General features: G+C 63.7%; 15 protein-coding genes and 1 pseudogene. 4 read left to right on the top strand and 12 right to left on the bottom strand.

What is annotated here, in order from left to right; genetic code table 11:
- Positions 1–42 precede the first annotated feature (42 nt).
- Entirely contained in the window at positions 43–1,461 is a 1,419-nt protein-coding gene (locus ACLFKU_RS13520; protein ID WP_410849424.1) for an MFS transporter, read from the top strand.
- Positions 1,462–1,510: 49 nt separating this feature from the next.
- Here ACLFKU_RS13520 and ACLFKU_RS13515 read toward each other — a convergent pair whose 3' ends face one another.
- The 8 genes from ACLFKU_RS13515 to ACLFKU_RS13480 all read right to left on the bottom strand — a co-directional run bounded on the left by ACLFKU_RS13515 (position 1,511) and on the right by ACLFKU_RS13480 (position 9,184).
- Positions 1,511–2,242, bottom strand: coding sequence for a DUF2278 family protein (locus tag ACLFKU_RS13515; RefSeq protein WP_176120268.1), 732 nt, complete (start codon positions 2,240–2,242; stop codon positions 1,511–1,513).
- Positions 2,243–2,285: 43 nt separating this feature from the next.
- Positions 2,286–3,020, bottom strand: coding sequence for an alpha/beta fold hydrolase (locus tag ACLFKU_RS13510; RefSeq protein ID WP_410849423.1), 735 nt, complete (start codon positions 3,018–3,020; stop codon positions 2,286–2,288).
- An 81-nt stretch (positions 3,021–3,101) separates the two neighbouring features.
- Entirely contained in the window at positions 3,102–4,559 is a 1,458-nt protein-coding gene (locus ACLFKU_RS13505; protein WP_410849422.1) for an aspartate aminotransferase family protein, read from the bottom strand.
- A 49-nt stretch (positions 4,560–4,608) separates the two neighbouring features.
- Entirely contained in the window at positions 4,609–5,943 is a 1,335-nt protein-coding gene (locus tag ACLFKU_RS13500; RefSeq protein WP_410849421.1) for a glutamine synthetase family protein, read from the bottom strand.
- The gene (locus tag ACLFKU_RS13495) at positions 5,919–6,743 is read right to left on the bottom strand and encodes a gamma-glutamyl-gamma-aminobutyrate hydrolase family protein (protein ID WP_410849420.1); all 825 of its coding nucleotides are present in this window, start codon (positions 6,741–6,743) and stop codon (positions 5,919–5,921) included. The genes ACLFKU_RS13500 and ACLFKU_RS13495 overlap by 25 nt, the downstream gene beginning before the upstream one ends.
- 268 nt (positions 6,744–7,011) lie before the next feature.
- The gene (locus ACLFKU_RS13490; RefSeq protein WP_233853204.1) at positions 7,012–7,233 is read right to left on the bottom strand and encodes a hypothetical protein; all 222 of its coding nucleotides are present in this window, start codon (positions 7,231–7,233) and stop codon (positions 7,012–7,014) included.
- A gap of 246 nt (positions 7,234–7,479) precedes the next feature.
- Positions 7,480–8,499 (bottom strand): VTT domain-containing protein, encoded by a 1,020-nt coding sequence (locus ACLFKU_RS13485; protein WP_410849419.1) that lies wholly within the window; start codon positions 8,497–8,499, stop codon positions 7,480–7,482.
- A gap of 268 nt (positions 8,500–8,767) precedes the next feature.
- A complete protein-coding gene (locus ACLFKU_RS13480; RefSeq protein WP_176106472.1) occupies positions 8,768–9,184 on the bottom strand; it encodes a cupin domain-containing protein in 417 nt (138 codons plus the stop codon).
- A gap of 164 nt (positions 9,185–9,348) precedes the next feature.
- On the opposite strand from ACLFKU_RS13480, the gene ACLFKU_RS13475 reads away from it, so the two are divergent.
- The gene (locus tag ACLFKU_RS13475) at positions 9,349–9,954 is read left to right on the top strand and encodes a peroxidase-related enzyme (protein ID WP_410849418.1); all 606 of its coding nucleotides are present in this window, start codon (positions 9,349–9,351) and stop codon (positions 9,952–9,954) included.
- 42 nt (positions 9,955–9,996) lie between these two features.
- On the opposite strand, the gene ACLFKU_RS13470 is transcribed toward ACLFKU_RS13475, so the two are convergent.
- A complete protein-coding gene (locus ACLFKU_RS13470) occupies positions 9,997–11,277 on the bottom strand; it encodes an MFS transporter (RefSeq protein ID WP_410849417.1) in 1,281 nt (426 codons plus the stop codon).
- Between the two features lie 82 nt (positions 11,278–11,359).
- On the bottom strand, positions 11,360–12,307 hold the full coding sequence (locus tag ACLFKU_RS13465; RefSeq protein ID WP_410849416.1) for a LysR substrate-binding domain-containing protein: 948 nt from the start codon (positions 12,305–12,307) through the stop codon (positions 11,360–11,362).
- 288 nt (positions 12,308–12,595) lie between these two features.
- On the opposite strand from ACLFKU_RS13465, the pseudogene ACLFKU_RS13460 reads away from it, so the two are divergent.
- Positions 12,596–13,245: pseudogene (locus tag ACLFKU_RS13460) on the top strand (DUF899 family protein).
- Between the two features lie 27 nt (positions 13,246–13,272).
- On the opposite strand, the gene ACLFKU_RS13455 reads toward ACLFKU_RS13460, so the two are convergent.
- Positions 13,273–15,246, bottom strand: coding sequence for a putative bifunctional diguanylate cyclase/phosphodiesterase (locus ACLFKU_RS13455; RefSeq protein ID WP_368587162.1), 1,974 nt, complete (start codon positions 15,244–15,246; stop codon positions 13,273–13,275).
- A gap of 216 nt (positions 15,247–15,462) precedes the next feature.
- Positions 15,463–15,858: a hypothetical protein gene (locus tag ACLFKU_RS13450; protein ID WP_410849415.1), complete on the bottom strand. Its 396-nt coding sequence runs from the start codon at positions 15,856–15,858 to the stop codon at positions 15,463–15,465.
- Between the two features lie 350 nt (positions 15,859–16,208).
- Between ACLFKU_RS13450 and ACLFKU_RS13445 the strand changes: the two genes are divergently transcribed.
- Positions 16,209–16,487 carry an HU family DNA-binding protein gene (locus ACLFKU_RS13445; protein ID WP_013092091.1) on the top strand — a complete coding sequence of 93 codons (279 nt, stop codon included), beginning with the start codon at positions 16,209–16,211 and terminating at the stop codon, positions 16,485–16,487.
- Positions 16,488–16,589: the final 102 nt, after the last annotated feature.

Genomic DNA, 16,589 nt, shown 5'->3' with positions numbered 1-16,589 from the left:
ATCGAACAACGCGCGCGCAGCGCAAACAACGGAGACATGTCGATGAATTACGTTCCTCCCGCTTCGGCCGCGCCCTCGGCCTCGACCGCGCGCGACGATGCGGCGCTCGCCGGCATTGCGCGCGGCGGCAACACGGTCGACATCGGTCATGCGCTAGACGACGGCCCCTATACGTTGCTGCAGAAAATCGCGGTGGTGCTCGCGGCGCTGTCGATCGTCGTCGATGGTTTCGACAGCCAGCTGATCGGCTTTGCGATTCCGATGCTGATCAAGGAGTGGGGCATCACGCGCAATGCGTTTGCGCCGGTGGTCGCGGCGGGGCTGATCGGCATGGGGATCGGCTCCGCGTTCGCGGGGCTGTTCGCCGATCGCTTCGGACGCCGCTGGGCCGTGATCGGCAGCGTGTTCGTGTTCGGTCTCGCGACCTGCGCGATCAGTCTGGCGCCGAACGTCGCGGCGATTGCGGCGCTGCGCTTTATCGCGGGGCTCGGTATCGGCGGCGCGCTGCCGACGTCGACGACGCTGACCGCCGAGTTCACGCCCGCGCGTTTTCGTACCTTCGCGGTCACGGCGACCATTCTGTGCGTGCCGCTCGGTGGCATGGTCGCGGGACTGTTCGCCGGGCAGGTGCTGCCGGTTTATGGCTGGCGCGGTCTGTTCGTCGCGGGCGGGGTGTTGCCGCTCGTGCTCGGCATCGTGCTCGTCGCCGCGCTGCCGGAATCGCCGCGCTTTATGGCGCGCCGTCCGCATCGCTGGCCAGAACTCGCGAAGCTGCTGCGGCGCATGGCGCGCGACGTGTCGGCCGATGCGAGCTTTACCGACGTGCGCGAACAAAGCGCCGAGAAACACGTCGGCTTCACCGCGCTTTTTCGCGACGGCCGTTCGCGCGACACCGTCGCGATCTGGGGCGCGTTCCTCATGTGCCTGCTCGCGGTATACGCGGCATTCAGCTGGCTGCCGTCGATGCTGACGAGCGAGGGTTTGAGCGTGTCGCTCGCGGGCTATGGCCTGAGCGCGTACAACCTCGGCGGCGTAATCGGCGCGGTGCTGTGCGCGCTGGCGATCGGGCGCTACGGCTCGCGCTGGCCGCTGCTGCTGTGCTGCGCGGGCGGCGTCGCGAGCGCATGGATGCTGCTCGGCGTCAGCGCGACGCGGCATACGGCGTTGATGATCGTCGGTCTCGGCTTGCACGGGCTGTTCGTCAATGCGGTGCAATCGACGATGTACGCGCTGTGCGCCTACGTTTATCCGACCGGCGTGCGAGCAACGGGCACCGCGTCGGCACTCGCGGTCGGCCGCGTCGGCGCGATTCTGAGCGCGTTCGCGGGCGCCGCGGTGATCACGGCCGGCGGCGCGTCGGGCTATCTGCTGATGCTCGGTATCGCGATGGTCGTCGTGCTGATCGCGCTGGCGGTAGTGCAGCGGCATATTCCGCGGCGAGGCGCCGCGACCGCGCGCTGATCGATGCGGCGGGGGCCGTCGCGATGCCCCAGCTTACGTAGCGACGCTATCAACCTCGTTGGATATAAACGGGCAATGCCACCGCATTCGCGGCCGGATCGCCGGCCGCATCGGTCGGCAAATATTGCGTCTGGAACGCGGTAAACATCGCGGCAAATCCATCGGCGCGCTGCACGATCACTGCGCCGTCCTGGAACGCGCCGTTTTCGTTGTAGTGCGGCCCTCGCGGATTGCCCTGATTCATGTGGGTTTCGTGAAGACCGTCCTTCTTCGGCAGAAACAGAAAGCCGAACCCATAGACGACGATGCCTGCGGTCGTCGGTGTCCAGAAATCGCGGTTATGCAACTGACCGCTGCCGTTGTCGTAAGGCAGGCTTTGCGACGGCTTGCTTTCGTCGATGGTCAGGATTTCGTCGATGATGTCGTTGACGTCGGCGCGATTGCCGTTCTGATCTTCGTAGGGGACCGGCCGCATGCGGTGAATGTCGAGCAGGCTGCTGTCCTGGAAGTAATCGAGCCGCGGAAAGCCGCTGGTGTAGAGGCCGAGGTTCAGGGCCTGCAGTTTCGCGGTGAGCGGATCGGCGAAGTTCAGATCGGCATAGAAGTAGACGTCGTCGTTACCGCTTGCGCCCGGTTGCGTCGACGCCGAATTGACGACGATATTGAATGGCGTGTTGTCGTTGCCGGTAACCGTAATCACATAGTGCGGACTGCCCACGTACGAATCTTTGAAAGGCGCCGCGCGCAGCAGTTTTCCCTTGAACATGCAGTATTCGTTCATGACTGAATGACCTTGTCGAAGTTGACGAACGGAAAGCGAAAGATCAACGAGCGGCTTCGAACCCGGTTGCCCACCGAGCCCATTCGACCAGCACTTCTGTCACATCGTCGGGCCGCTCCATCGTGCACATGTGACCGCTTCGTTCGATCACGCGAAGCTTCGAGCCGCGAATCTGCGCGTGCATCTCCTCGTGACGCGCCAACGGACTCCATTTGTCATCGCGGCCGCACACGATCATCGTTGGGCACGCGATGTCGCGAAGCAGAGCGGTCGCATCGGGACGATCCAGCAACGCGCGGATCTGCGCCGCGAATTTATCTGGCGTGCTTCGCTCGATCATGTCGAGCACCGCCTCGTAGACGGGCTCATCGTGGCGATCGGCGTTGACCATGCCGGGCGCCCACTCGTTGCCCATCGCGCGCATGCCTTTCGTGCGCGCGAGTTCGAGCAGCCTCAGCCGCTGCGCCCGCTCGCTTTCGCCGGCCTCGCCGGCGGGCCGCGGCGTGCAGCCGGTGTCGAGCAACGCGAGCCCGGCGACGCGTTGCGGTGCGCGCCGGAACGCTTCGAGCGCGACCCGTCCTCCCATCGAATGACCCGCGACCAGCAGGCGGTCTCCCGAAACCGACTCGAGCACGTGTTCGGCCATCGCGCCGAGCGAGTCGCGCATGCCGTAGTCGGGCACGAAGCAGTCGCCGATCGCGCCAAGCGCGCCGCGCTGATCGGCCCACACTGCGTCATCGCAGAGCAGTCCAGGGAGCAAAACGATGTGGTGGGTCATGGGTGGGTCCTGTGATGCGTTGAACGGATAAAAGAAATGACACACTGTACGACGCGATCGTCGCATGCTCATTCATCCGCTTTACCATAGCATGCCCATCTGCCGCGCGGTCGCATCGATCGCCGCTTTTGCCTTCGCGACGATTTCGTCGATTTCCGGCCGGCTGATCACGAGCGGAGGCGACAGCAACATCCGGTCGCCGCTCGCGCGCATGATCAGATTGCCGTTGAAGCAGAAGTCGCGGCATAGCGCGCCGACATCGCCGCCATTCGCAAAGCGCTTGCGCTCGAGCGGCTTCTCGGCGAGTTGCACGCCCGCCACGAGGCCCGCGCCGCTGATCTCGCCAACGACAGGATGAGTGGCGAAGGTCTCACGCAGTCTCTTCTGAAAATACGGACCGGTATCCGCTTTGACGCGTTCGACGATCTTCTCGTCGCGCAGCAGTTTCAGATTTGCAAGCGCGACGGCCGCCGCGACCGGATGCCCGGAGTAGGTCAGGCCATGATTGAAGTCGCCGTTGTCGATCAGTGCGCGGGCGATGCGATCATGCAGGCCGACCGCTCCCATCGGCACGTAACCGCTCGTGAGTCCCTTCGCGAGCGTGATCAGGTCCGGCTCGAAGCCGAAGTGCTGATGCGCGAACCATTCGCCGGTTCGGCCGAAGCCGCCGATCACTTCGTCCGCGACGAGCAGCACGTCGTACTTGCGGCAAATGCGCTCGATTTCCGGCCAATAAGTGTTGGCCGGAAAGATCACGCCGCCCGCTCCCTGGAAAGGCTCACCGATAAATGCGGCGACATTGTCGGCACCGAGTTCGAGAATTCTCGCTTCCAGCTGCCGCGCACGAGCGAGCGCGAATTCTTCCGGCGACTGACCGCTTGCCGCTTCGCCGAAGAAATAGGGCTGATCGATATGCACGATGTTCTCGACTTTCGACGGCATCTGTTCATGCATATACGCCATGCCGCCGAGCGTGCCGCCCGCGATCGTCGACCCGTGATAAGCGTTCTTGCGCGCGATGACGAACTTCTTCGCGCTCTGGCGTTGCGTCGCCCAGTATTGATGGACGATGCGCAGCACGGTGTCGTTGCCTTCCGAACCGCTGTTGCAGTAGAAGAAGTGATTGAATGGCGCGGGCGCCAGCTCGGCGAGCAGCGCCGACAGTTCGATCACCGGCGGATGCGTCGTCTTGAAGAACGTGTTGTAGTACGGCAGTTCCTGCATCTGCCGGAAGGCGGCGTCGGCGAGTTCATGGCGTCCGTAGCCGACGTTCACGCACCACAGTCCCGCCATGCCATCGATGATCTTGTTGCCGTCCGAGTCCCACAGGTACACGCCTTGCGCCTTGACGATCACGCGAGAGCCCGCGCGATTGAGCGAGCCCATATCCGAGAACGGGTGGATGTGATGCGCGGCATCGAGTGCGCGGTATTCGGCGGTGCTGCGCGACGTGGCTTGCGAGGTCAGCGTGTCTATCGCGGCGCCAAGCTGCGGTGCATCCTTTTCCGCGTACATTACGTCGTCAGTCTTATAGCTCATACTGCCTCCGTCTTTTCAAGGTTCTCATTGACCGATTGACCATCGGCACTCACACGTGCAGCAGCAAATGCCGGCGTTCCCACGAACTGATCACGCGGAAGAACGCTTCGTATTCGGTCTCTTTCAACGCGAGATACGCGCGGACGAACTGCTCGCCGAGTACTTCGGCAATCGGCTCGCATGCACTCATCAACGTCAGACCCTCTTCGAGGTTGCGCGGTAATTGATAAGGCAATGCATAGCCGTCGCTCGCCAGCGGATCGGTCGGGGCGAGCCGCTGCGTGATGCCGAGATAGCCGGCGGCCAAGGTCGCGGCAATCGCCAGATACGGATTGCAATCGACACCCGGAATACGGTTCTCGATGCGGCGCGCGACCGGCGTCGAATGCGGAATGCGAAAGCCCACCGTGCGATTGTCGTAACCCCACGCGACGTTGATCGGCGCGGCCATGAAACGCGACAGACGCCGGTACGAGTTGATGTACGGCGCGAAGATCGGCATCAGCGCCGGCGTGTATTTCTGCAAGCCGGCGATATAGCCGCTGAAAAGCGACGTCGGCTCACCGTCCGCGGCGGTAAACAGGTTGCGGCCGGTTTCCATATCGACGAGGCTCTGATGCATGTGCATCGCCGAGCCCGGCTCTCCTTCCATCGGCTTCGCCATGAAGGTCGCGTACATCTTGTGGCGCAACGCCGCTTCGCGCACGGTGCGCTTGAATAGAAACACGCTGTCCGCGAGTTTGAGCGGATCGCCATGCATGAAATTGATTTCCATCTGCGCGGCGCCGACTTCGTGTATCAGCGTGTCGACTTCGAGTTCCTGCACGTCGCAGTACGCGTAGATGTCTTCGAAAAGCGGATCGAATTCGTTGACCGCTTCGATCGAATATGCCTGGCGTCCGGTTTCCGCGCGACCCGTACGTCCGACCGGCGGTTGCAGCGGCAGGTCGGGATCGCGGTTCATATCGACTAAATAGAACTCGAGCTCCGGCGCGATCACGGGTTTCCAGCCGCGCGCCTTGTATAGATCGAGCACGCGGCGCAACACGCAGCGCGGCGAGATTTCGACCGGCGTGCCGTCGAAATGAACGCAGTCGTGGATCACCTGCGCGGTCGGGTCGACTGCCCACGGAATCATCCGGATCGTGCTCGCGTCGGGGACGCACACCATGTCGGGATCGGTGACGCCGGTCAGCGAATCGCTTTGCGGATAGTCGCCGGTCACGGTCTGAATCATCACCGCCTGCGGCAGACGCATCGATTCGCCCGACTCGAACTTGCTGCGCGGAATGATCTTGCCGCGCGCGATGCCGGCCATGTCCGGAATAATTGCTTCGATTTCGGTGACGTGATTCTTTTTCAGAAAATCGTCGATGTCATGCATGATTGTTCTCGCTGTTTTGATCCGCAACCTGGGTCGCGTGCAGGGATTCGTGTACTCATGCGCTCGCGACAGGCGTCGCCGAACGCGCGAAATATCGCAGTCGATAACGCGTCGTCCGCGTGTCTCCATTCCGGATGCCATTGCACGCCGAGCGCGAATGCGCGGGCGTCGCTGACGCTGATTGCTTCGATCAGGCCGTCCGCCGCGAGTGCTTCGACCTGGAGGCCTGCGCCGAGTCGTGCAATGCCCTGAGCGTGCAATGAATTCACCCGCGCTTCGTGGGCGCCGCCCGCAAGGCGCTGCAACATGCCACCGCGCGTCAGCACGATCGAATGCGACGTGGCGTATTGCACCTCGAGCGAGTCGTCCTTGTTCTCGCGATGGTCGTTCAGCCCGCCGACCGCATGAATGCTTTGATGCAAGGTGCCGCCGAATGCCACGTTCATTTCCTGCAAACCGCGGCAGATGGCGAGAACCGGTACGCCCGCCGCAACCGCCGCGCGGATTAGGGGAAGCGTGGTTGCATCGCGCGCAGGGTCGTGCAATGTATCGGGCTCGCTCGAGGTGCCGCCGTAACGGTGCGGCTCGACGTTCGAATAGCTGCCGGTGAACAGCAAGCCGTCGACGGCGGCGAGCACATCGTCGCTGCACTGGCGTTCACCGAAAGCCGGTACCAGCATCGCAAGCGCGTGCGAGCCCTCGACGATCGCGGCGATGTACTTTTCACCGGCCACGTGCGATGGATGAGCGCCGAGCATCGTTCTATCGGCGGTGATTCCTACTATTGGTTGGTTTCGCATAGCGAATAGGCGTGTCGAGCCCACGCCGCACACCACGTAAACGGCGTTAAATAGCGCGCGCGACGGAATGGGAAATCGCGAAGGCGAGCCGACGCCAAAGCGAATCCGCGCAATCACGCACAGCGCTAATCAGATTAGAAGCGGTTCGATTGAATCCGTCGCGATGCGCGGCAATCAGTCAGCGCCGCGCGAACGCAAGCAGACAGCTCGCGAAAACGCGTGCAAACGGACGAATCGAACAGCGAAAAGAGACTTAAGAAGAGAGGCGCTACGGCAGCAGCGAAGCGACTTCGTCTGTGCGCACCGCGATGAACGCGCGTGCGGAGAGGACGTTGCGGCGTCGAACGGAGCGACGCGACAGAACTGTGATGACGGACAGAAAGCGGCGAAACGCAAGGCTGCCGTTGCTGCCGTCGGCGCTGGCGCCGTCAGCGCAAATACAGCGCGCCTGACTGCGATTCCAATTCACCAAAGGGCCTCGGACTCTCACGATGACACTCGACTGGCATAGTTGAGGGTATTGAACGGTCTGTTTCCAATCCAGAGCGGATATTGAAGAAACAGGACGCGGGTTGAGCGAGAAGAAACGGTACTAAACGGTAAAGGCTTAATTCGCAGCGCCGCTCACGCGATCTCCCAATAGCTAGGATATACGAGCTAAAAATGCCGTCAATTTATTTTTGTTTTTGGCAAAACGGCATCAAGTTTGATGCCGTCTGATTTGTCTGCTATTCGTTCACTCTGCGAGGCGAGCGCGCACTGTGTATTCGCCTTCGTTGCCTTTGTCTTCGAGCATGTGCGCCATCGCCGTATTGAAGTCGGGTGGCAGTGGCTCGACCGGATAGCCGCGCTTTTCCCATGCGTCGAGTCCGCCCTTAAGGGCTCGCACATGATGGATGTTCTTGCGGTGCAATTGCCTGACGATGCGCTTCGCGGTCGCTTCGTTCGGACACACGCAATAGACGACGATCGGCCGCTTCAGATACTCCGGATGAATCGGATCGGGCGATTCCAGATCGAGCGGCCGCGCGCCGGCAATGCGATGCGATTCCTTTTCGCGCACGGAATGCGGGCGCGCGTCGAGAATCAGCGGCGGTTCGTTCGACTTCATCATCGCGTCGAGCTGATCCGGCGAAATGCGCGCATGCGCAAGCCAGCGGCGAAACTGCAAACGGCGCAGCCAGCGATACAGCAGAACCGCCGCGAAGATCACCGCGAACGTATCGAAGATCGTGCCGCCGTTGCGCCGCACGAACAGCATCAATTGGACGATCTCATCGTGCAAAGCGGCCCCGCCGATGATCCAGACGCTCGCCCACAGCGCCGCACCGACCATGTCCCACAACAAGAACACGCCGACGCCGATCGCGGTCGTGCCGAGCAGCGGCGCGGAAATCAGGCCGAGACCGGGCAGGAACTTCGCGACCGTCAGAATCGGCGCGCCATAGCGCTCATAGGTATTGCGCGCGACGCGCACCGTGGTGTCCAGCGACAGCGAGAAGCGCACGAGGTAATTGAGCAGACGGCGGCCATACGCGCGTCCGGTAAAAAACCACAGCGAGTCGGCGATCAGCGTCGCACCGACCGCCGCGCAGATCATGTTGATGTACGAGGCTTCGCCCACCGCGGCCATCGTTCCCGCGAGAATCAGCATCGGCGCGGCCGGAATCGGCATGCCGAGCTGCGTGACGAGCACGCTCATGAAGACGGCCCACACGCCCGCAGACGGTGGAATAGCGACCGGGAAATGCCACACAACCGCGCTCCTGATAAGCCAGATAAAGGGAAAAGAATCGTCTGCGCCGAGGCCGATACGAGCCTCTAGCGACGCGAAAGACGGATTTAAGCACAGGTGGCGAGTCGGCGTTATGAAAGTGCGCCGACAAAGTGGCGCGCGAGCGACGAATGCGCATGGCGAACCGCCATGCCGCGTGCATGCGCCGCGCGGCAAGTGGATCAACGCGGACTGAGCAGCGGGATTTGCTTCGCTTCAGGCGAGGCGGTCCAAAAAGCGGCCTGTCGCCTTACGCATCCTCGGAGGGATCATAGGGCACCACGCGCTCATGCTCGTCCGCGTGATTGCGCGCGACGATCGCGCGCGCCGCGGCGTTCGCATCGAGATTGAACGGCTGATGCGGCACGCCGGGCGGAATGAACAGGAAGTCGCCCGGCTCGGTGATGACCGACTCGCGCAGGCCCGGGCCATAGCGCGTCTCGATCTTGCCTTCGAGCATATAGATCGCGGTTTCGTAGTCGGCGTGATAGTGCGGCTGCGCATGGCCGCCGGGCGGGACCACGACCATATACATCGACAGTCCGGTGGCACCCGCGGTGCCCGCCGAAATGCCGACGAAATAGGGCAACCGCTGCATCGTCGCCATTTCCCGTTCCGGGCGCACCTTGATCACTGGGGCCCGCGCGTCGTGCCTGACGTTTGACATGGTCGCTCCTTTCGTCGCCGCCGTGCCGGGCGGCTTCATGCATGCCGAACTGAAAGTCTAGACGATTCGGGCGGCAATATCGGACCTGGTGAAGCGCGGGCGACCGCCAAAACGCGTTGCTACAATGATCGGCATACCCCCGACCAAGATCACGGAGACAGCGCATGGCCACGCTTCAGCCCATCAGCCGCTACCCGGTCCCCGAGCCGAGCGAGTGGCCCGAAGACATCAGCGCCCGCATTCTCGAAGTGCAGGACAAAGCCGGCTTCGTGCCGAACGTGTTTCTGACGCTCGCGCATCGGCCCGATGAATTTCGCGCGTTCTTCGCTTATCACGATGCGTTGATGCTGAAAGAGGGCGGTCTCACCAAAGGCGAGCGCGAGATGATCGTGGTCGCGACGAGCGCGGTCAACGATTGTCTTTACTGCGTGGTCGCGCACGGCGCGATTCTGCGCATTTACGAGAAAGCGCCGCTGCTCGCGGACCAGGTTGCGGTCAATCATCTCAAGGCCGACATCACCGAGCGCCAGAAGGCGATGCTCGATTTCGCGCTGAAGGTGTGCCGCGCGTCCGGCACGGTCGACGAAGAAGACTTCCAGACGCTGCGCGGCCACGGCTTCACCGATGAAGACATTTGGGACATCGCGGCAATCACCGCGTTTTTCGGCCTATCGAACCGGATGGCGAATGTGATCTCGATGCGTCCGAACGACGAGTTCTATCTGATGGGGCGCGTGCCGAAAGCCGCCGCGGATGCGCCGAGGAAGTAGCCGCGACCGGCATTGCTTCAGCGTCTCTAGCGGCGATCTGCATCACGCCTGCGCGGGACGCGGCGCATGCCGCGCGGGCGTCGTCACCGCCGTGTCGTCGATCGGGAAATGCAGCAGCGCTGCAAGCAATCCAGCGGCGACCGTCGCTACCCAGATCAGCGAGTACGAGCCCGTCAGATCGAACACGAGGCCACCGAGCCACGCGCCGAGAAACGAGCCGATCTGATGGCTCAGAAAGCACACGCCGAACAGGCTGCCGAGGTGACGCGTGCCGAACACCTTGGCGACGAGCCCGCTCGTCAGCGGTACGGTACCGAGCCACGTCAGGCCCATCACGGCCGCGAAAATCACCACGGACACCGCGCTTTTCGGCAGCGCGAAGAACGTGGCGATCGTCGCGCTGCGAATCAGATAAAGCCAGCCGAGCACATGATGCTGGCGGAACCGGCCGCCGAGCCAACCGCATGCCCAACTGCCCGCCATATTGAACAGGCCGATCAGCGCAAGCGCGGTGGCGCCCAGCCCGATCGGCATATGACACAGCGTCAGATACGCGGGCAGATGCGTCGCGATGAACGCAAGCTGGAAGCCGCAGGTGAAGAAGCCGAGCGTCAGCAGGCGGTAGCCGCGATGGCGCGTCGCTTGTGACAGAACTTCGCGCAACGGAGTCGCGGGCGCGTCGTCGAACCGGGCCTGGCCCGCCGCCTGTATCTGCGCGCGACGGTCGAGCACGATGCCGAGCGGCGCGATCAGCAGCATCCCGAACGCGAGCACGAATAGCGAGGTCGCGATGCCCGCGTGCAGCCGGATGCCTTGCACGAGCGGCACCATCAGCACCTGCCCGGCGGAGCCGCCGGCGCTGACGAGGCCCATTGCGACGCTGCGCTTCTCCGGCGACGCCATGCGGCCGACTGCCGGCAACACCACGCCGAAGGTCGTGCAACTGACGCCGATGCCGACCAGCAGCCCCATGCCGATCACCAGCAGCGCGCCGCTCGGCGCGAGCGCCGACAGCGCGAGGCCGGCCGCGAACGTCGAAGCGCCGAACGCGACCACCGGCGCCGAGCCGTAGCGATCTGCGGCCGCGCCCGCGAACGGCTGCGCGAAGCCCCACACGAGGTTGTGCAGCGCGATCGCGAAGGCGATCAGCGTGACCGGCAGACCGCGGTCGAACGAGAACGGGCCGATGAACAGGCCGAAGGTCTGACGGATGCCCATCGCGGCGCTCAGGATCAGCGCGGCCGCGACGATCACGATCGTCGTGGTGGCGGTCGTCGCCGGAGCGACGGCGGGGGCGGGTTGCGTGGGGCGGGTGGTCGACATGGCGGCTTCTCCTTGGCCACCATCGTCGCAGCCCGCCGCGTGGCCGGCAAAGGAAAAGATGTCGACGACAGGTGAGCGCCGCTCACCTGTGCGCTGCCAGGTCGCCGTCCGCGGCCGCGTCGGTTTGCGCGTCGAAAGCCGCCGCCTCGTCGACTAACCAGCGCCTGAAATCGGCGAGCTCGGGGCGCCGGATCGCGCTGTCCGCATTCTCCGCGCTGACCAGCCAGTACGCGGTGGCGGATGCTATGGTGGGCGCGCAAGCCTCGACCAGCGCGCCGCTCGCCAGATCGCCATCGACCAGCGGCTTGCGGCCGAGCGCGACGCCGAGGCCCATACTGGCCGCTTCGAAGGCGAGCTGGATCGTGTCGACGTGCAAGCCGCCGTCCATATCGATGCCGCCGGTGCAGGTCGCATCGAGCCACGCCTGCCAGTCTTCACTGGCGGCGTTCACGTGAATCAGCGTCGCGCGTCGCAGGCTCGGGACGCCCTGCTCGTCGCGCAGCGTCGCTACGTAGGCGGGGCTGCACACCGGCACGAAACGCTCGCCGAACAGGCGCGTCCATGCGGTCCCTGCGACCGGCGCGCGGCTCATGCGGATCGCGAAATCGAAACCGTCGACCGGAAAACCGACCTGGCGACGCGACGTATCCACGCTCACGTTGATGTTCGGCCAGCGCGCGCGAAAACCCGCGAGGCGCGGCAGCAGCCAGCGCGACGCGAAGGTCGGCGCGCAACTGAGCGTGATCGACCGATCCGCGCGGTGATTGGGCAGACGCTGTGTGCCGATCGCGATCAGCGAAAACGCCTCGGACACGTACGACAGATAATCCGCGCCAACCGCCGTCAGCGAGATGCCGCGCGGCTCGCGCACGAACAGCTCGACGCCGAGCGCTTCCTCGAGTCCGACGATGCCATGACTGATCGCGCTCGGCGTGACGTTCAGCTCGGCGGCGGCGAGCTTGAAACTTTGATGCCTGCCGGCCGCTTCGAAAAAACGCAGCGCGGGCAGGGGTGGCAGACGAAGCGGCATGGGCGTTCCCCAAGGCGGCCGCGTCATGCGTGGCGCGCGTGCCGCGTGGTGTTGGCGGGTGTAATGGGTGTGCTGTTTGGCGCAAGCATACCTTGCGGTGGCGCCTCGCGAGTGCGTTGCCGAACCGCCGGCAATACCGCCGCAAAAGGCTGCCGCTTAAAAATCATCGCTGGGCCTGTCGATTTTCCGCGGTCTCATTCGTCGTCGCTTGTAGGAAGGGTGGCAATGCACAGGCAGCCGCCCGTCTTCCGTCCGTTTTTCGCACGACTTCTCACAAGGAGATGGCTGATGAACGACGCAAACACATCGATGCATACGCTAAAACCGGCCCGCGAACTGGCCGACCTGCCTCAACGCTTTCCCGGCGAGAGCGCCGAATACCGACGCGCGCGCAACGCGTTGCTCGCCGAGGAGATCGAGCTGCGCCGCCAGATCGAGCGCGTCGCCGCGCAGCGCGCACGCTATCGCAGATGTTCGGCGCGCACGACACACTCGTGACCTACAACTGGATGTTCGGACCGCAACGCGCGCGGCCGTGCCCGATGTGCACGTCGCTATTGAGTGCGTGGGACGGCGAAATGCCCGATATCCTGCAGCGCGTCGCGTTCGTGGTGATCGGCCGCTCGCCGATCGACAGACTCGTCGCGTTCAAGCAGGAGCGCGGCTGGCGGCATCTGCGGCTCTATTCGTCGGGCGGCAATACGTTCAATCGCGATTACGCAGCCGAAGATCCCGCCGGCGACGACGTTCCCGCGCTCAACGTATTCACGCGCGCGGGCGGCGTCGTGCGGCACTTCTGGGCCGAGGAGATGGGGCCATCGACTTCGGACCCCGGCCAAGACCCGCGCGGCGCGCCCGATCTGATGCCGCTATGGACAATCCTCGACATGACCCCCGGCGGCCGCGGCACCGACTGGTATCCGAAGCTGGCGTACTGAGCGGCGCTGCCATGCAGCGTTCGAGCGCTACGAATGCGTCTCCGCCGCATGGCTCTGCGCGAGCGCGGTCCACAGGAACGTGCCGACCGCGCTTGCCCGCATCGGCAGGCTGAACAGATAGCCTTGCACCGCGCGCGCGCCGAGCGCCTTCACGACCTGGGCCTGCAACGGCGTTTCGAGTCCTTCCACCACGCATTCGAGTCCGAGGTTGCGGCACAGGTCGATCACGGATTTGATGATCTTCTTCGACGCGCTGTTGGTATCGACGTCGGAGACGAAGCTGCGATCGATCTTGATCGCGTCGAATGGCAAGCGGTGCACGTAGCTGAGGCTCGAATAGCCGGTGCCGAAATCGTCGAGCGACATGCGGCAGCCAGCCTGCTTCAGCATCGTCATCGCACTGTGCGCCTGCTCGAAATCGCGCGTCAATGCGGTTTCGGTGATTTCGAACGTCACGCGATGCGGCGACACGCCGCTTGCCGCGACGATGTCGATCAGGCGGCGGGCGCGTGCCGACGTCGAGATATCGATCGCGGACAGGTTGAACGACAGATACAGATCGGCCGGCCATTGTGCGACTTCGGCGAGCGCCTGGCGCAGCAGCACATCGGTGATGCCGAGAATCAGCTCGGTACGCTCCGCGATCCGAATGAATTCCTCCGGCCTGACCATGCCGAGCCGCGCGTTATGCCATCGCCCGAGCGCTTCGAGGCCGATCGGCCGGTGGGTGAGCAGATCGTAGATCGGCTGGAACTCGAGGAACAGCTCCGCTTCGAGGTCCGCGTGGCGCAACTCCTGGGTGACGAGGCTTAGGCGCCGCATCTGCGTTTCGTGTTCGGTCGAGAAAATCACCGGCATGCCGCGGCGGTTTTCCTTGCCGACATAGAGCGCGGCGTCGGCGCGTTCGAACACCTGCGCGACCGTCGTGCCCGCGTCGGGAAACGCGGCCCAGCCGATCGTGCCCGACAGCTCCGCGACATTGTCGGCGACCTGGTAAGGCTTGCTGAGCGCGTCGCAGATCCGCTGCCCCAATTCGACCAGCGCTTCGTTCGACATCTTGTGACGCACGAGCACGCCGAATTCATCGCCGCCCAGACGCGCGAACATCAGGCCCGTCTCGCTGATCGACACCAGCCGCGTGCCGACTTCCTGCAGCACGAGATCGCCGCTCGCGTGACCATATATGTCGTTGACCTGCTTGAAGCCGTCGAGATCGATGAGCCCGACGTTGAAGCCGCCGCCGGTTTCGAGCGCCTGATCCAGGATCGCGCTCAGCGCCGCGAAATAGCTGCGCCGGTTCGGCAGGCCGGTCAGACTGTCGATGTTGGCGAGCCGGTAGTTGTCGTCGCTGAGCCGTTGGGTGTTGTGCTGGCTTGCCTGCAATTCGCGTTGCGCTTGCACCGCGTCCGCAAACGTACGGCAGTAAAGCTGGATGACCACCGCGAGCGCGACGCCGACCAGCGTCATGTCGACGGCCATCGCGAAGAACACCGGCGAGCCGCTGGACACGAGGAACCCCGAGAAGCTCAGGATGACGATGCAAAGCAGCAGAAGCGCGGCCTTGCGCAGATGGATCAGGCAGAACATGCTGCCGACCAGCGTCGTTGCCATATAGAACGCGACCTGCGCCTGCTGGTACGCACCGCCGTACGGGAACAACAGCAGCGACCAGCCGCTGAACGCGACGCCGAACAGGCCGACGATCCACGTCACGCCGCGCAATTCGCGGACCACCTGGGCGTCCGTCATCGTCCGGTTGCGTTTGCGCCACCAGCGCACGCAGCGAAGCACACACAGCGCGGCGAGCGCGCCGGGCATATACATCGACAGCCAGGCCGGCGCGCTGTCCAGATGCGTCGCCGCGACCGCCGCCGTGTTGACGAGCAGGATGAAGTAGAGAAGCGGTACCTGGCGGCTGAACGCGTGCAAGCGCGCACGCATCAGCGCACGGTCACCGTCGGCGACCGACAGTACCTTCTTCAATCTTGCGAGCCAAACCATCACCGTCCTTTTAAACGTTTGCGCGCTAAACGCAGCTGTTTATATCGGCGCGAAGCCGATTAACTTGAGCGTTCCGGGGGGGTAAAGCGCATCGCGGCCAGGGGTCCCTTAACCCGACGGCATGTTTACGAATCGTCGTGCGGTAAGTACTACCTGGCGGCGCCGGGAGCAGACGTTTGTGCCGGATGCCGATGGCGGTCTCTCGACGAAAGCTGCCTATCGCGCATGCTCAAAGTTTGGACACGACAGCACCCGCTGCGGCGGCATGGCAGTAGCGGGCTGGCCGGCTGGCGCAGGGGTGCCTCGCGGCGCTGACGAGACGAGCCGGACCGCGTCGGCGCCCGCATTCGCGAGCACGTATTTTTCCGGGCTGTCGTCCGGCTGCCAGTACGCGCGAAACACGTCGCCGTCGCTGAACACGAGCAGCTTGCCGTGCACCGTTGTTCCGCCGCCGACGAAGTCGACCGGTTCGCCGTCGCGTAGCAAAAAGCCCTGCGTGGCACTCGGACTGGTTGCGCCGACGAGGGTCGCGCACGCGTTGTCGCTGGCCGCCGCAGCCGCCGATGACAACGCGGAAAGCAGTGCGCATGTTGCAAAGTGGCGAATTCTCACTTTTTTATGTCTTGCCGAAAGTTTTCTTATCACGTGTTTCGCAAATAGCGCTCCCGCGCTTCGCGAAAAGGGCTATCGTCATCGGGAAGGCCGCGCAGGCTCGCGTAACGCGACCTAAAGTACTGAAATTGCAACGGATTGTGATGCGCGGCGAACGCGGATAAATCGGCGCGCACGCATAAGCCCGCGATTCTTATGGCAGTTTGCGACGGAAAAACGTCAAACCGGCGCTCCGGCCTTGATACAAGCCTTACACCAAGGGTTTGCGCGAAGGTGCGCCTATGCGTTAGTGTGTCGGTCCCGGCGCCTTAGAGTGGCGCCGGTTCCATGATTACCATACGGGAAGTGCTATGAACAAACAGGAACTGATTGATGCAGTCGCCGCAGCGACGGGCGAAAGCAAAGCGGCAACCGGCCAAACCATCGACGCGATCGTCGAGGCAGTGACCAAGGCCGTGGTGAGCGGCGATACGGTGCAACTGGTCGGTTTCGGTTCGTTCTCGACCGGCGCGCGCGCAGCACGCGTGGGCCGCAATCCGTCGACGGGCGAAGAAATCCAGATCGCCGCGGCCAAGACGGTGAAGTTCACCGCGGGCAAGGCGTTCAAGGAAGCCGTCAACGCGTCGTAAGCAACGCGCTTCACGCCGGAGCATTCGCGGTGCGCTTTGCAGCTTTCTGTGAGGCGCACGCGTGAATGATGCGATAGGCGTGAGGTTCACGCGCCGCCCAAC

The sequence above is a fragment of the Paraburkholderia sp. EG304 genome (assembly GCF_046543485.1).
Lineage (GTDB): Bacteria > Pseudomonadota > Gammaproteobacteria > Burkholderiales > Burkholderiaceae > Paraburkholderia > Paraburkholderia youngii.
The sequence above is the reverse complement of the archived record's forward strand: the minus strand, read 5'-3'. Positions and strand labels throughout refer to the sequence as shown.

What these genes read in the sequence shown, in the direction of transcription:
- ACLFKU_RS13520 (WP_410849424.1), top strand. Translation starts at nt 43, where the DNA reads ATGAATTACGTTCCTCCCGCTTCGGCCGCGCCCTCGGCCTCGACCGCG.
- ACLFKU_RS13515 (WP_176120268.1), bottom strand. Translation starts at nt 2,242, where the DNA reads ATGAACGAATACTGCATGTTCAAGGGAAAACTGCTGCGCGCGGCGCCT.
- ACLFKU_RS13510 (WP_410849423.1), bottom strand. Translation starts at nt 3,020, where the DNA reads ATGACCCACCACATCGTTTTGCTCCCTGGACTGCTCTGCGATGACGCA.
- ACLFKU_RS13505 (WP_410849422.1), bottom strand. Translation starts at nt 4,559, where the DNA reads ATGAGCTATAAGACTGACGACGTAATGTACGCGGAAAAGGATGCACCG.
- ACLFKU_RS13500 (WP_410849421.1), bottom strand. Translation starts at nt 5,943, where the DNA reads ATGCATGACATCGACGATTTTCTGAAAAAGAATCACGTCACCGAAATC.
- ACLFKU_RS13495 (WP_410849420.1), bottom strand. Translation starts at nt 6,743, where the DNA reads ATGCGAAACCAACCAATAGTAGGAATCACCGCCGATAGAACGATGCTC.
- ACLFKU_RS13480 (WP_176106472.1), bottom strand. Translation starts at nt 9,184, where the DNA reads ATGTCAAACGTCAGGCACGACGCGCGGGCCCCAGTGATCAAGGTGCGC.
- ACLFKU_RS13475 (WP_410849418.1), top strand. Translation starts at nt 9,349, where the DNA reads ATGGCCACGCTTCAGCCCATCAGCCGCTACCCGGTCCCCGAGCCGAGC.
- ACLFKU_RS13470 (WP_410849417.1), bottom strand. Translation starts at nt 11,277, where the DNA reads ATGTCGACCACCCGCCCCACGCAACCCGCCCCCGCCGTCGCTCCGGCG.
- ACLFKU_RS13465 (WP_410849416.1), bottom strand. Translation starts at nt 12,307, where the DNA reads ATGCCGCTTCGTCTGCCACCCCTGCCCGCGCTGCGTTTTTTCGAAGCG.
- ACLFKU_RS13455 (WP_368587162.1), bottom strand. Translation starts at nt 15,246, where the DNA reads ATGGTTTGGCTCGCAAGATTGAAGAAGGTACTGTCGGTCGCCGACGGT.
- ACLFKU_RS13445 (WP_013092091.1), top strand. Translation starts at nt 16,209, where the DNA reads ATGAACAAACAGGAACTGATTGATGCAGTCGCCGCAGCGACGGGCGAA.